14 protein-coding genes are annotated in these 14,252 nt (G+C 42.0%); 7 read left to right on the top strand and 7 right to left on the bottom strand.

Annotation, left to right across the window (positions count from 1 at the left end; all coding sequences use genetic code 11):
• Window positions 1-87: 87 nt before the first annotated feature.
• From QWZ01_RS20480 to QWZ01_RS20490, 3 genes are all read right to left on the bottom strand, one after another.
• Complete coding sequence (locus tag QWZ01_RS20480; RefSeq protein WP_290326617.1) at window positions 88-450, bottom strand: TM2 domain-containing protein; 363 nt, start codon at window positions 448-450, stop codon at window positions 88-90.
• Window positions 451-733: 283 nt separating this feature from the next.
• Window positions 734-1,054 (bottom strand): DUF2752 domain-containing protein, encoded by a 321-nt coding sequence (locus QWZ01_RS20485; protein WP_290326619.1) that lies wholly within the window; start codon window positions 1,052-1,054, stop codon window positions 734-736.
• Entirely contained in the window at window positions 1,047-1,454 is a 408-nt protein-coding gene (locus QWZ01_RS20490) for a DUF4199 domain-containing protein (protein ID WP_290326621.1), read from the bottom strand. The genes QWZ01_RS20485 and QWZ01_RS20490 overlap by 8 nt, the downstream gene beginning before the upstream one ends.
• Window positions 1,455-1,672: 218 nt before the next feature.
• Here QWZ01_RS20490 and mfd point away from each other — a divergent pair, with 218 nt between their 5' ends.
• Complete coding sequence (gene mfd / locus QWZ01_RS20495; RefSeq protein ID WP_290327828.1) at window positions 1,673-5,029, top strand: transcription-repair coupling factor; 3,357 nt, start codon at window positions 1,673-1,675, stop codon at window positions 5,027-5,029.
• 151 nt (window positions 5,030-5,180) lie between these two features.
• Here the strand turns inward: mfd and hpt are convergent, their stop codons facing one another.
• Window positions 5,181-5,717 (bottom strand): hypoxanthine phosphoribosyltransferase, encoded by a 537-nt coding sequence (gene hpt / locus QWZ01_RS20500; protein WP_290326623.1) that lies wholly within the window; start codon window positions 5,715-5,717, stop codon window positions 5,181-5,183.
• Between the two features lie 145 nt (window positions 5,718-5,862).
• On the opposite strand from hpt, the gene QWZ01_RS20505 reads away from it, so the two are divergent.
• Together QWZ01_RS20505 and def are read left to right on the top strand one after the other, a co-directional pair.
• Window positions 5,863-7,089 (top strand): M16 family metallopeptidase, encoded by a 1,227-nt coding sequence (locus QWZ01_RS20505; RefSeq protein ID WP_290327829.1) that lies wholly within the window; start codon window positions 5,863-5,865, stop codon window positions 7,087-7,089.
• Between the two features lie 23 nt (window positions 7,090-7,112).
• On the top strand, window positions 7,113-7,685 hold the full coding sequence (gene def, locus QWZ01_RS20510) for a peptide deformylase (protein WP_290326625.1): 573 nt from the start codon (window positions 7,113-7,115) through the stop codon (window positions 7,683-7,685).
• Window positions 7,686-7,787: 102 nt separating this feature from the next.
• On the opposite strand, the gene QWZ01_RS20515 is transcribed toward def, so the two are convergent.
• The 3 genes from QWZ01_RS20515 to QWZ01_RS20525 form a co-directional block, all read right to left on the bottom strand.
• Window positions 7,788-8,423: a peptidase associated/transthyretin-like domain-containing protein gene (locus QWZ01_RS20515; protein ID WP_290326627.1), complete on the bottom strand. Its 636-nt coding sequence runs from the start codon at window positions 8,421-8,423 to the stop codon at window positions 7,788-7,790.
• 114 nt (window positions 8,424-8,537) lie between these two features.
• Window positions 8,538-8,816, bottom strand: a complete 279-nt coding sequence (locus QWZ01_RS20520) for a NifU family protein (protein ID WP_166095485.1) — start codon at window positions 8,814-8,816, stop codon at window positions 8,538-8,540.
• 169 nt (window positions 8,817-8,985) lie between these two features.
• Window positions 8,986-10,089 carry an Mrp/NBP35 family ATP-binding protein gene (locus QWZ01_RS20525; RefSeq protein ID WP_290326631.1) on the bottom strand — a complete coding sequence of 368 codons (1,104 nt, stop codon included), beginning with the start codon at window positions 10,087-10,089 and terminating at the stop codon, window positions 8,986-8,988.
• 117 nt (window positions 10,090-10,206) lie between these two features.
• Between QWZ01_RS20525 and QWZ01_RS20530 the strand changes: the two genes are divergently transcribed.
• The 4 genes from QWZ01_RS20530 (at window position 10,207) to QWZ01_RS20545 (ending at window position 14,117) form a co-directional block, all read left to right on the top strand.
• Window positions 10,207-12,456, top strand: coding sequence for a biosynthetic peptidoglycan transglycosylase (locus QWZ01_RS20530; RefSeq protein ID WP_290326633.1), 2,250 nt, complete (start codon window positions 10,207-10,209; stop codon window positions 12,454-12,456).
• A 109-nt stretch (window positions 12,457-12,565) separates the two neighbouring features.
• The gene (locus QWZ01_RS20535) at window positions 12,566-13,195 is read left to right on the top strand and encodes an NAD(P)H-dependent oxidoreductase (protein ID WP_290326635.1); all 630 of its coding nucleotides are present in this window, start codon (window positions 12,566-12,568) and stop codon (window positions 13,193-13,195) included.
• A gap of 165 nt (window positions 13,196-13,360) precedes the next feature.
• On the top strand, window positions 13,361-13,735 hold the full coding sequence (locus tag QWZ01_RS20540; RefSeq protein ID WP_290326637.1) for a response regulator: 375 nt from the start codon (window positions 13,361-13,363) through the stop codon (window positions 13,733-13,735).
• Window positions 13,736-13,886: 151 nt separating this feature from the next.
• On the top strand, window positions 13,887-14,117 hold the full coding sequence (locus QWZ01_RS20545; RefSeq protein ID WP_290326639.1) for a hypothetical protein: 231 nt from the start codon (window positions 13,887-13,889) through the stop codon (window positions 14,115-14,117).
• The last annotated feature ends 135 nt before the right edge of the window (window positions 14,118-14,252 follow it).

The following is a 14,252-nucleotide window of genomic DNA, read 5'->3' on the forward strand; positions in this document are numbered from 1 at the left end:
GAATATTCTAAAACTAAAAAATCCACCTCATAACAGAAGGTGGATTTTTTTTGATATATAGTGAAACTATGGTTCCCGAAGAAACGTTTAGTTGCTCATTTTAGCAATATTGAAGCTTTCAAAAGCCATCTGTTTGTTATAGTCGTTAGCTATATTTTTATAATTAATAAGGTCAACAATAGTACCGATGAAGCAAAAGCCGGCTGTAAAAAAGTATAATAGTCCCATGCCAATCTGATCGGTCAGAAAGCGCTGTACCCCTGATACACCGAGAAAACCTAATAAGGTGGCCAACATAATATCCTGCGGATTTTTTCTTTTACCACCGTAAATACTCATAAAATATCTCAGCTGGTTTTCTGTTAATGAAGCTGAGGCCTGTTGCAAAAAGGCAAATTCTTCGGGTGTCATCCCGTCAAACATCATATATGGATTTTGGTAAGTGTTCATCTTAGTAGTGTTTAAGTTTACTGTTTGTTTTATGATATAAAGGTATAACGCAGGGCAAAAAACGCCAATGTAAAACTGGTTAGCAGCCTCAACAAGTCGGTGAGTTGGCAGGTTTTGGCGGTAAAATAATTTTGCGTGAATAGTATTTATGAAAGCTATGTCATTGCGAGCGTAGCGCGGCAATCGCATACTTTACAGAGAGAACTCGTATTATTCGCGATTGCTTCGTCGTTCCTCCTCGCAATGACAAAAGGAAAACATGTTAAGGATCGATAGCTCTTATTTAAGAAACATGATTCCCCGGGTTCTCAAATCTCCGTCCGTAACCAAGGCGGTCTTTCCCTAAAATATAAATGCGATGAAAAATAATAAGCACAGCGGGAATGCCCAGCCAGTGTGAATGAAAGGAATTGCGGATGTCGCCATGAAACAGGTAAATGATGGCGTGGCCCAGGCCGCAGCCCGGGCACCAGGTAATACCCATTAGTTTTAACGGGCACAATGTAAAATGCGATTCGGCCTGCGGAGCAGTAAAAGCCAGCGACAGCATAGCTGCTATCCAGAAAAGAAGTTCAAAATATTTTGAAAACAGCTTTTTAATCAACCTTGTTCGACTTGTTGTGAAACAGTAACGATACCCCAAAGGCCAGTAAAACACCAACCAGCAAAGCACCAAATATCCTGCCCGAAAAATCGCGGATATTGTTTCCGGCAGATATGTAGCTAATATAGAGTATAGCGCCAAAAACGGCAATAATACCCCCTACTATTAATATTTTAAAGCTTTGTATCAGCGCTTCCAAAAAACCCATCTTCCCCTTACAATCCTGCGCGCGGTAACTTCTGATGCCAAAATACAAACCTATTGCCGGTATCAGGAACGAAAAGTATTCAACAGGCGCTACCTTATCTGTGCTGGGTGTAACCCCCAAGCTGTGCATGGCAAACATCCATATGCCGCTTAATACGCCTATAATAATACCCGATAAAAGTGCATTCTTCATGGTTATAAAATTTGGTTAAAGTAATAGGTTGGCTTGAATAATTAGTTTTACTGAATTTACCATTAAAAAGTAATAATCACTGCATATTGTTTGCATAATTGCTATTTATTTTAGAGTAAAGATTTGGGAACAAAGAGTAAGGATTTTTCGTTGCTCCTTGGTTCTCAAAATCTTTGATCCTTTTCTCCCCCATCTTTTTTGCGTACATTTGCAGCGGTTTGAACATCCGTGATATTTTAGATAGATATAAAGCTGATGAAAGGATCAAAGCGTTGGCAACCGCGCTCAATGCTTCTAAAAATCCAAGAATACAGCTTCGTGGTTTAGTTGGGTCAAGTGACTCGGCCATGGCGGTAGCATTGTATTTTTTGCAGCACAAGCACATGATATTTGTGTTGCCCGAGCGTGAAGACGCCGGATATTTTCAGGCCGATCTCGAAAACCTTACCGGTAAAGAGGTACTGCTTTTCCCTTCATCATACCGCAAACCCTTTGAATTTACCCAGCCCGATAGCAGCAATGTACTGGCCCGGGCCGAGGTACTGAACGAGCTTAATCACTCGTCGGAATTTGGACAGTTGATCGTAACCTACCCCGAGGCCCTGGCCGAAAAGGTAATTGACCGTGCATCACTCGAAAAAAATACGCTTGAGATTGCCGTTAGCAGCAAATTAAGTATCGACTTTATTAACGAGTTTTTAATTGAGTACGACTTTGACCGGGTTGATTTTGTGTATGAGCCCGGCCAGTTTTCGGTTAGGGGTGGCATTGTTGATATATTTTCTTTCTCGCATAATCTGCCCTACCGTATAGAGTTTTTTGGCGATTTTATTGAATCTATCCGTACGTTTGAAATTGAGAGCCAGCTATCTGTTGAGCAGGTTAAAAGCATCACCATTGTACCCAACGTACAGTCAAAATATTTAACCGAAAGCAATATTTCATTACTGGAATATGTTGATGCTGGTACACAGGTATGGATAAAGGATGTACAGTTTACGCTGGATATTATACAAACCGGTTTTAAAAAGGCGGTAAATCTCTGGAAGGCTTTATCCGCTGAAGAGAAGGCTCAAAACCCTGATTGGATAGACCCCAAATTTGGCTTTACCGATGAAAAACTAATAGCTGACCAGCTGCATGATTTTCCGGTGGTGGAGTTTGGCAAACAGTTCTTTTACCAGCCAACAGCCTCTATTAACTTTGAAATGCGTCCGCAGCCTTCTTTTAATAAAGATTTTACGCTGCTGATCCACAATTTTAAAAACAATGAGGCCGAGCATATCGAGAATTTTATCCTGACCGATTCAGCCCGCCAGGTAGAACGTTTGTACGCTATACTGGATGATCTGGATAAAACGGTAAAGTTTACCCCGGTAAGTGTTTCCATTCGTGAGGGATTTATAGATCATGAGCAAAAACTGGCCTGCTATACCGATCACCAGATATTTGATCGTTATTATAAATATAAGCTCAAGAAAGGCTACCAGCGATCACAGGCCATCACCCTAAAAGAACTGCGCGACCTTAAACCCGGTGATTATGTAACCCATATTGACCACGGCATAGGTAAATATGCCGGTTTGGAAAAAGTGGAGGTAAACGGCAAACAGCAGGAAATGATCCGCTTGATTTATGCCGATAACGACCTGCTTTACGTCAATATCAACTCGCTTAACCGCATTTCTAAATACAGCGGCAAAGAGGGCACCGTTCCTAAAATGAACAAGCTGGGTACCGATACCTGGGAGCGCCTCAAAAAAACCACAAAAAAAAAAGTTAAGGACATCGCCCGTGACCTGATCAAACTTTACGCCGTGCGTAAAGCCCAGCATGGTAATGCCTTCTCGCCCGATAGTTATTTACAAACCGAACTGGAGGCATCCTTCCTTTATGAGGATACTCCCGACCAGGAAAAAGCCACCACCGACTTTAAAAAAGACATGGAATCGCCGCATCCAATGGATAGGCTCATTTGTGGTGATGTGGGCTTTGGTAAAACCGAAATAGCCGTACGTGCGGCATTTAAAGCCGTGGCCGATAGCAAGCAGGTAGCCATATTGGTACCAACTACCATTTTAGCGGCTCAGCACTATAAAACATTTACCGATAGACTCAAGGGTTTCCCGGCAAATATTGATTACGTAAATCGCTTTAAAACGAGTAAACAAATCAAGGATACGCTGGAAAAGCTGAAGGCGGGAAAGGTTGACATCATCATCGGCACACACCGCCTGGTGAGCAAAGACGTAAAGTTTAAAGACCTTGGCCTCATGATCATTGACGAAGAGCAGAAATTTGGTGTATCAACCAAAGAAAAGCTAAAGCAAATGCGCGCCAATGTTGATACGCTTACGCTAACCGCCACTCCTATTCCCCGTACCTTGCATTTTTCGTTGATGGGTGCAAGGGATTTGTCCATTATATCCACTCCTCCCCCAAACAGGCAGCCGGTAGTTACCGAACTGCATGTATTTAACGATACACTGATCAAAGAGGCTGTTGAGTTTGAAATTGACCGGGGCGGCCAGGTATTCTTTATCCATAATCGCGTGGCTGACCTGCCGCAATTAGGAGGCATGATTCATAAACTTGTTCCCAAGGCACGGGTAGGTATAGCCCATGGCCAACTGGAAGGCGACGCATTGGAAGATGTAATGCTCAAATTTGTGAACCATGAATACGATGTATTGGTGGCCACTACAATTATTGAAGCCGGTTTGGATATTCCGAACGCTAATACCATCATCATCAATTACGCCCACATGTTTGGCCTTAGCGATCTTCACCAGATGCGTGGCCGTGTTGGGCGAAGCAATAAAAAGGCATATTGTTATTTGCTAAGTCCACCGCTATCTACCTTAACCAGCGAGGCCCGCAAGCGATTAAGCGCTATTGAAGAGTTCAGCGACCTGGGCAGCGGGTTTAATGTTGCCATGCGCGATCTGGACATCCGCGGCAGCGGCAACCTGTTGGGTGCTGAACAAAGCGGTTTTATTGCTGAAATTGGCTTTGATATGTACCACAAAATTTTGGACGAGGCCATACAGGAGCTTAAAGAGGATGAATTTAAAGGTGTTTTCCCTGATGATAAACCCCGTCCGTTCATTTCCTTTACCCAGATAGATACCGATCTCGAAATTCTAATACCAGACGAGTACGTAACCAATATTGCCGAACGCTATAACCTATACACCGAGCTATCCAAATTGGAAAACGAAGTGGAACTGGCCGCTTTCCAACAACAGCTGCATGACCGCTTTGGCAAAATACCACCTCAGGTGAATGACCTGTTAAACACCATGCGACTGCAATGGCTGGGCAAGGTAATCGGCTTCGAGAAAATTTCGCTTAAAAAGAATGTGTTGCGCGGTTACTTTATCAGCAACCAGCAGTCGGCCTATTTTGAATCAGACGCATTCCGCAACGTGCTTACGTTTGTGCAATCAAACATGCGCCGTACCAACCTTAAAGAAGTAAAAAATACCCTGCGTTTAAGTATCGAGGGTGTTAATAGCATTGATCAGGCTGTATTGTTTTTAAATGAAATAGCTGGCATGGTTGGGGTTGATTAAGCCCCCCTCACGTCATGTTGAACTTGTTTCAGCATCCCACATGCAACGTTATACATGTGGGATTGCTTAGCATTTGAGATCCCGAAATAAATTCGGGAGGACGACATCTGGGTATAAATCCGAAATCGAAAATTTTAATTTCGAAATCTCTTTACACTTTCTTATAAATACTATTCAAATTACGGCCCAACTCCTGGTAATCTAAACCATAGCCTACTACAAATTCGTTTTCGATTTCAAAGCCTACGTATTTAAGCTCGTCAATCGGGTTTTGCAAGGCTGCTGGCTTCAACAATAGCGAGCACACGCTTATAGAGTTAGGTTTGCGAAGCTTCAGTTTCTCTACCAGGTAGTTAAGGGTATTTCCGGTATCAACAATATCTTCTATAATGATTACGTCGCGGTCTTTGATATCTACAATCAAATCAATGTCTTCGCGTATTTTGAGTTTGCTTGTGGTACCTCCATAGTACGAAGCAAGTTTGGTAAAAGCAATTTCGCAGGGGATATCGATGTGTTTAATGAGGTCGGCAATAAACAGAAAGCTGCCGTTAAGCACACCCACAAACACGGGCACACTGTTGGGGTAATCGGCGTTAAGTTGCTGGCCAATGGTCTTGGTTCGTTCGGCTATTAAACTTTCACTGATTAGGGGCTCAAACTCAAGATCGGCAATTTTAATTTTCATGGGTAGGGGTATTTAGATGTTTAGGATATTCAAAAATCGTTGATTCATGTAAATCCAGTACGATTTTTCGCCTAAAATAGTATAAATAGGTTACAATAACATCAAAATAATTGTAACGGATATAACGTTATATTTACACCTCATGATAGACTATCAGGCTTACACCTTACCCAATGGCATCAGGATATTGTATAAACATGCTCCGTTTACCATTACCCATTGTTGCTTTATTGTAAACGCGGGCTCGCGCGATGAAAATGCCGGCCAAGAGGGCCTTGCGCATTTTATTGAACACCTGCTTTTTAAAGAAACCGAAAGGCGCAGCACCAGCCAAATATTGAACCGGCTTGAACTGGTTGGTGCCGATCTGAATGCTTATACCACTAAAGAATACACCTGCATACATGCCTCACTGCTTAACCAGCATTTGGAACGTGCAATGGATCTGTTTGAGGATATCCTTTTTCACTCCACCTTTCCGGAAGATGAGCAGGAAAAAGAAAAAGGTGTGATATTGGATGAGATCGCCTCCTACCTTGACCAGCCTGAAGAAGCCATCCAGGACGATTTTGAGGAGCTTCTGTTTGCTGATCATCCTATGGGTAAAAACATCCTGGGAACAGAGGAGTCTGTTGGTAAAATGAATGGCGCTGATATCCGCGCGTTCATCAATAGCAACTACAGTACCTCAGAAATGATATTTGCGGTGCATGGCAATTATGATTTCAAAAAGATCATTAAGCTGTCGGAAAAGTATTTTGGCCAGGTAGCTGTAAACAAGTCCGAAAAAAAACGGACCACTCCGCACTCTAATCAAAGCGGCATCCATATAGTTAAAAAGCCCATTTCGCAAACGCACTGTATCATAGGCAATCAGGCTTATTCATCATCGCATCAGCATAAAAATGGGCTGTTATTGCTAAATAACCTGCTGGGAGGCATGGGTATGAGTAGCAGGCTTAATCTCGAGATCCGCGAAAAATACGGCATCGCCTATACTATTGAATCAAATTATACGGCACTTACTGACACCGGCATTTTCTCTATTTATTTTGGCACCGACGCTGAAAAAGCCAACAAAGCCTCGCGCCTGGTTCATAAAGAATTGAAGAAACTGCGCGATCAAAAACTGGGCACCCTGCAGTTGCATCAGGCCAAAGAAAAATTTATTGGTCAGATAGCCCTTGCCGAAGAAAACAGGATGAGCCTTATTATTTCAATGGCTAAAAGTTTGCTCGATTTTAACCATATTGATACCCTGGAAGATGTATTTGCCAAGATAAATGCCGTTACTGCCGATCAACTATTGGAAATAAGCAACGAAATTTTTGATATTGACAGGCTAATTACACTGAAATTTGAACCTAAATAATAATAAACCTGTATTTTTGCATAATGAAATACCCTATCATAGCTTACGGAGATCCTGTTTTAAGGAAAAAAGCAACAGCAATTGAACCTGATGAATACCCGCACATAAAGGAGTTGGTTGCAAACATGTTTGAAACCATGTATGCCGCTCATGGCGTTGGCCTGGCTGCCCCGCAGGTAGGCATGTCTATGCGTTTATTTGTGGTTGATGCTTCTGTGTTCAGCGATGATGAGCCCGAGCTTAAGGACTTTAAAAAAGCATTCATCAACGCCACTATTTTAGAGGAAGAGGGCGAAGAATGGGGCTTTAACGAAGGCTGCTTAAGTATTCCGGACATCAGGGAAGATGTTTACCGCAAACCTATCGTAAAGATGTCATACTATGACGAAAACTGGAAGCACCACGTTGAAAGCTTTAAAGGCTTAGCGGCCCGTGTTATACAGCATGAATATGATCATATTGAAGGTAAATTATTTACCGATAAATTAAGCCCGCTACGCCGTCGCCTTATTGAGAAAAAGCTGAATGATATTTCAAAAGGGATGGTTGATGTAGACTACAAAATGAAATTCCCTGCCGTTAAAAAAGGCAGATAACTTTAGTTTTGAGTAGTGAGTGATGAGTTTTGAGTGAAAAGAAACTCATCATTTCCAATTAAAGGAAAAAACTCGATACTTAAAACTCAGAACTTCTTAAAACTAATTACTGCTCTTATTATCAGAATCTGTTATCTGTTTAATCAGGCTGCCCCAGGCCAAGGGGTTAAGCAGCGGGTTGGGGGTTAAGGAGTGCGAATTCACGATACTGGTATGCATGCTTTGCGCGTTTGCCGACTGTATTTCCTGCGCATCGCGGGGTAATATATTTCCTAAAGCCACCAATGATGTACGGCTTATATTTTTACGGGCTATCTCCAGGTCATCATCTGCCAGTTTTATAGCCAAAAAATCTTTCTTAAATTCATCAGTAGTAGCCCATGGAAACACATGGAAGGTAGGCAGGTTTATGATTTGCGGTTTAAGCAAAACCTGCATAGTATAGCTGTTGTTGGGCACCTTTGCCGGGATCACAACAGTTAATGTCCCGTAACCCACACAGGTAAACCGCAGGGTATCCTGCTCATGGGCCACAAATGAAAAATATCCTTTATAGTTTGACTGGTTGGCCGAATTACGCGCCGAGGTATTGGTAATAGTTACATAAGGCACTATAACATTAACACTATCCGCATTATGAATAATCCCTGTAAACTGCACAACGGGCCGGTCGTTATGGTTTTGAGCAAAAACGCCTGCTGCTGTAAATAAAAATAATATGGCTATTAAATATTTCATATACCAATCACTTTTCCCGTATATATTACATGCCCCAGCCGGAAAAAGTTTTAAAACTAATTCAAAAGTACGTTAATGCCCTAAATAAGCCGGGCATTTTAACAATACTTAACATTATCTCAAATTTTCGGGAAGCACCGCGTTAGGATCGTCAATATCTGTTAAGTTAATAGCCTCGATGCCTGTAACTTCAGGAACCGCTTTTTTTATGGCCTGCTCAATGCCTGCCTTAAGCGTCATGATGCTCATCGGGCATGACCCGCATGAACCTAATAGTTTTAATTTAACTACACCCTCAGGGGTAATCTCCTCGATCGAAACATTCCCGCCATCAGCTTCCAAATACGGACGGATGGTATCTAAAGCTGTTTCTACCTGACTTAATAAACTCATTTTTACTAATTTATAACAAAAGTAAAGTTACTTAATTATTTACAATATTTTTAATGGACTTAAGGACAAAAGACTATGGGATTTTTGGACTATGAGACCGTGGGAAGCCTATTTTTAATGATAATGACTTCGCGTCCTGTATCTTTCTGTCTTTTATCCTTACTCAATTTTATCCCTGCTCCATATACCTGCTTGCAACAGCCGCGTTATCCAATGCTTTCGCGTTTGAAATAGCTACCTGCTGTGCTACACGGCGGGCCATTTCTAAAAACGCGCTGGTCATCGGGCCATCTTCATCCATTATGGTTGGCTTGCCGGCATCACCCGATTCGCTTATCCCCTTTACTAACGGAATTTCACCCAAAAATGGTACATCCAGCTGTTCTGCAAGTTTGTGGCCTCCGCCTTTTCCAAATATATAATATTTATTTTCTGGCAGCTCGGCTGGTGTAAAGTACGACATGTTTTCTACCACACCCAATATTGGCACATTAATGGCCGGCATTAAAAACATGCCTATCCCCTTTTTAGCATCGGCCAGTGCTACATTTTGCGGCGTTGTTACAATAACAGCTCCTGTTACCGGGAAAGTTTGCGTAACGGTGATGTGTATATCGCCGGTTCCGGGCGGCAAGTCAATCACCAGATAATCCAGATCGCCCCAATCGGCATCATTAAACAACTGTTTCACCGCGGTTGATACCATTGGCCCGCGCCATGGCACAGGCTGATTAGGGTCGGTAAAAAAGCCTATCGAAAGCAACTTGATACCATATTTTTCAATCGGTTCAATCCGGGTTTTACCATCAACAACACTGGCCTGCGGGCGTGCGCCTTCCAAACCAAACATGATAGGTACCGATGGGCCGTAGATATCGGCATCAATCAAACCTACTTTAGCACCGGCCTTGGCCAGTCCTAATGCCAGGTTTGCCGCCACTGTTGACTTACCTACTCCGCCTTTGCCAGATGCAACGGCAATTATATTTTTAACACCCGGTACTCCGGTATTTTTTTGCGTGGTAACCCGCGATGTCATGTTAATGCTCACCACGGCCTCTTTACTTATAAAATGGCTGATGGCATTTCGGCAGGCATTTTCAATTAAAGCCTTTAACGGGCAGGCCGGCGTGGTTAACACAACCGAAAAGCTCACGTTGTTGCCATCTATATGAATATCCTGTATCATGTTCAGGGTAACCAGGTCTTTTTTAAGGTCCGGTTCTTCTACATTACCCAGGGCTTGTAAAACTTGTTCTTTAGTAATTATCATAATATTATGGCAAATTTATGAAAACAGGCTGTTGATTTGCGTTTGTTAAAGAAACAATTTGCAGAAACAACCGTTTGCAGGGGATAAGATTTAGTTTAGTTTTGGAAAAATTTACACATGAAGCGCCTTAATCCTAAATATATACGCATAGCCGCCTTTATACTAATACCCTTATTCCTTATTTTTTTAATAGTTGGGTACACCACGTATTCAAAACGTGAGTCGCTGCTTCAAAAAGCTATTGACAAAGCTAAAGCAAAAGCCAAGAGGGATTATAATTTAGATGTAAAAATAGGTTCGGCCCATTTTACAGGCTCAAGCACGGTATCGTTTACCGATGTAACCATTGTGCCTGAGCAGCGCGACAGCCTGCTGAACATTAAAACTTTGGTGGTTAGTGTTAAGCTTTTGCCGTTAGCAGTTGGCGATATTAAATTGGCTGATGTGATATTGCAGGATGGATTCATCAACCTCACAAGTGTTAAAGGCGTTAAAAATTTCGACTTTCTGTTTAAAAAGAAAAAGGATACCACAACAACACATACCAAAGTTGATCTGGCCGATCTGTCTGACCACCTGATCAACGAGCTGCTTTATAAAATTCCGGATAACCTGGCGCTTAGTAATTTTTCAATTTCATTCAGGGATGATAGCACCAAGCTAAAACTGCTCGCCAAAAACGCCATGATTAAAGATGGCAACCTTACTTCAACCATTGATGTGGATAATGGTGCTGCCACCTGGCATTTTGCCGGCAAAATGCACCCGTCTGATAAAGATATTGACGTAAAGTTATATGCAGATGGCAAAAAGGTAGAACTCCCGATTATCGAGAAAAAATTCAGGCTTAAATTAAACTTCGATACCATCAGCACCAAACTTACCAAAGTGGAACATGGCGGCGGCGAAACAAAAATTTATGGTTCCTGGGCCGTACACAACCTGCTCATTCACCACCCTGCGCTATCATCAGATAATATTGAGTTTCCGGATGCTTCTATTGATGCCAATGTTTTTGTGGGCAGCAATTATGTATCTGTTGATAGCTCTTCGCTCATTCATATTAAAAAATTAACAGCTCATCCATTTATCAAATACACCCTAAACCCGGTTAAAATTTATGAGTTAAAACTTAATACCGGCTGGCTTAATGCTGCCGATATTTTTGACGCGTTCCCTTCTGGTATGTTTGATGCGCTTAACGGCATTCAAGTGGCCGGCAAGCTTAACTATGGCCTTAACTTTTATATGGATACATCAAAACCGGATGATCTCCAGTTTGATTCGCGCCTGAGCAAGGATAATTTCAAGATCATAAAATACGGCAAAACCGACCTTACCAAGCTTAACAGCAGCTTTGTGTATACCCCTTATGAAAAGGGTAAACCCATGGCGCCACACCTGATTGGGCCCGACAATCCCGAGTTTACACCGCTCGAGCAAATTGCACCAACGTTGCGTAACGCGGTAATGACGGCCGAAGACCCATCATTTTATACCAATCATGGTTTTGTTGAGGAGGCCATCCGCAAATCAATAGTTACTGATTTTAAGGATAAGAAATTTAAACGCGGTGGTAGCGGCATATCCATGCAACTGGTTAAAAACGCATACCTGAGCAGGGAAAAAACCCTTGCCCGTAAAATTGAGGAGATCCTGATTGTTTGGATTATCGAGAACAATCGCCTCATGAGCAAAAACCGCATGCTGGAGGTTTATTTTAATATTATTGAATGGGGCCGCAATATCTATGGTATATCAGAAGCCTCACACTATTACTTTGGTAAGTCGCCTTCTGAACTTAGCCTGGGCGAAAGTATTTACCTGGCCAGTATTGTGCCTTACCCTAAGGGTGGTTTGTATGCTTTCCAGCCTGATGGTACGCTTAGGCCTGGCCTGCATGGCTACTTTAACCTTATCGGTAAGTTAATGGCTCAAAAGGGCTATACGCAACGCGATACCAATGCCTACGGGTTTTATTCTGTACGATTACGTGAAGGCCTGCGTCGTGCCATTGCCCCTGTTGATACCGCTACAGCTGATAGCCTGATGAAACAAGGCGGCGACGATAACGAGATTATGCCTGTGCTGGAAGATCCTGTAAAGAAACCGGGCTTTTTCCAACGCCTGTTTGGCAAAAAGGATACTACCGGTAAAGCAGAAGAAGAAAAAGAAAAGCAGAAAGAAAAATCGGCCAAGGAAAAGCTGAAAGAGCAGATTGAGGCATTGAAGCAGGAATATAAACTCAAGATAGATAATATTGATACCACAGGCAAAACCCGAAAAGATATCAGGCAGGAAAAACGTCGCCTCAGAAAGGAACAAGACGACAAAGAAGATGAGTTGAAAGCAAAGGCAAATTTGTAGCTGAAATTATCATGTAAATTAGGTGTTTAAACACCTAATTTACATTTGGGTGATTGTTTTGCATGTTTAAACATTTAACTTTGTTTAAACAACAAAAAAAATACATATCATGTCACTCATAGAAAAATTACAATGGCGTGCTGCCGTTAAACAATTTGATTCAAGCAAAAAAATCTCTGCCGAACAATTAGATAATTTACTGAGCGCTGTACAGCTTGCCCCTACCTCACTGGGTCTTCAATCATTTAAAGTTATTTTGGTTCAGGACGCCGAAACCCGCGAAAAATTACGCGCCGCTGGTTACAACCAGGCACAAATTACAGATTCTGCCGCATTGTTTGTTTTTGCATCATTAACCAACCTTGACGAGCAATTTGGTAAAAGCTTTATCGATCTTGTAGCTTCTGTGCGTAATATTGACCGCGCAAGCCTTGAAGGTTACGAGCAAATGGTTTTAGGCACATTAAGCAGCCGTACTGAAGAGCAAAAATTAGAATGGTCACACAAACAGGCCTACATCGCTTTAGGTGTATTATTAAGCGCCGCTGCCGATTCAGGTATTGATGCAGCACCAATGGAAGGCTTTGATGCTGCTAAATTTGACGAGATTTTGGGTCTGAAAGAAAAAGGCTTAACTACAACCGTTATTGCAGCTGTTGGTTTCCGTTCAGAAGATGATCAATACAGCAAAATGACCAAAGTACGCAGATCAAAAGAAGAACTGTTTTTACACGTATAATTATTCCATTGGACCTGCCTGGTATCCATAATGTCGCTTCTGAGGCAGCCGGCAGGTCCAATTATCCTCCATATCGCCCTTCATTCAGTACACTTTAAGCAAATTTCTTCTTGATAACCACATGTTAATCAATGGCATGTGCTTTGTATTCTTATACCTGAGAATATGAAAACGATGGCAAAGAAGATATTAATAGTTGACCACAGTGAGTTAATGACCGAGGTTATGTCATACATCTTAAGCGGAAAGGGCTACGATGTTATAGCACTGAACGGCCCCGATCACATATTCACCAATATCCGCCAAAACCATCCCGACCTGGTTATCATTGACTCGCTTTTGCCCGGAATTGATGGTGCTGATTTATGCCGCTTGCTAAAGCGAAACAAGGCAACAAAAACACTTCCCGTGATCATTTGTACTGATAGCGAAGATTTAGATCAATCCCTAACTCAAAAGGGAGCACCTGACGATATTTTGCACAAGCCATTTGGCATGAATAACCTGATTGAAAAGGTAGAATATCAACTTGCAGCCTAAATAACTCTTAAATAAGGATACCACTCTGTGAACATTTTTCTTAGCTGATGCGCTGTTAAATAGAAGTATAGGCAAAGAAATTATCGCTCAATTTTCTTTAAAATGCATTTTTTATTGTCAACAGTTGTATATTTACCCCGAGGAGAAAAAGATGGGCCTGCCACTAAGAATTACATATAACGATACCGACCACGTTTATCAGATCAATACAACACCGATCAACAAATCAACAAGTGAGCTTGAAATATTGCTAAACGGCGAGAAAATTGTGCTTCAGAAGGATGCCCGTGGCGCATGGATACAAATGGGCGAAGGGCCACTGATTGATCCTGAACTTGCCCAGGCCCTTGGCCGTTCTGTTTCATTAAGATTCAGGATGTAACCTTAACCTGTTTTTAAATTTCGTTTCCGATATTCCTTTTTATTTCCCTTATTGCCATTCGCTGCAACTAAAGCACGCTCCATATAAAGCTGTTTGAATAACCACCCGCGCTTATGTAAAAATTTTGATCCCTTG

This window comes from Mucilaginibacter aquaedulcis (assembly GCF_030409325.1).
GTDB classification, from domain to species: Bacteria; Bacteroidota; Bacteroidia; order Sphingobacteriales; family Sphingobacteriaceae; genus Mucilaginibacter; species Mucilaginibacter aquaedulcis.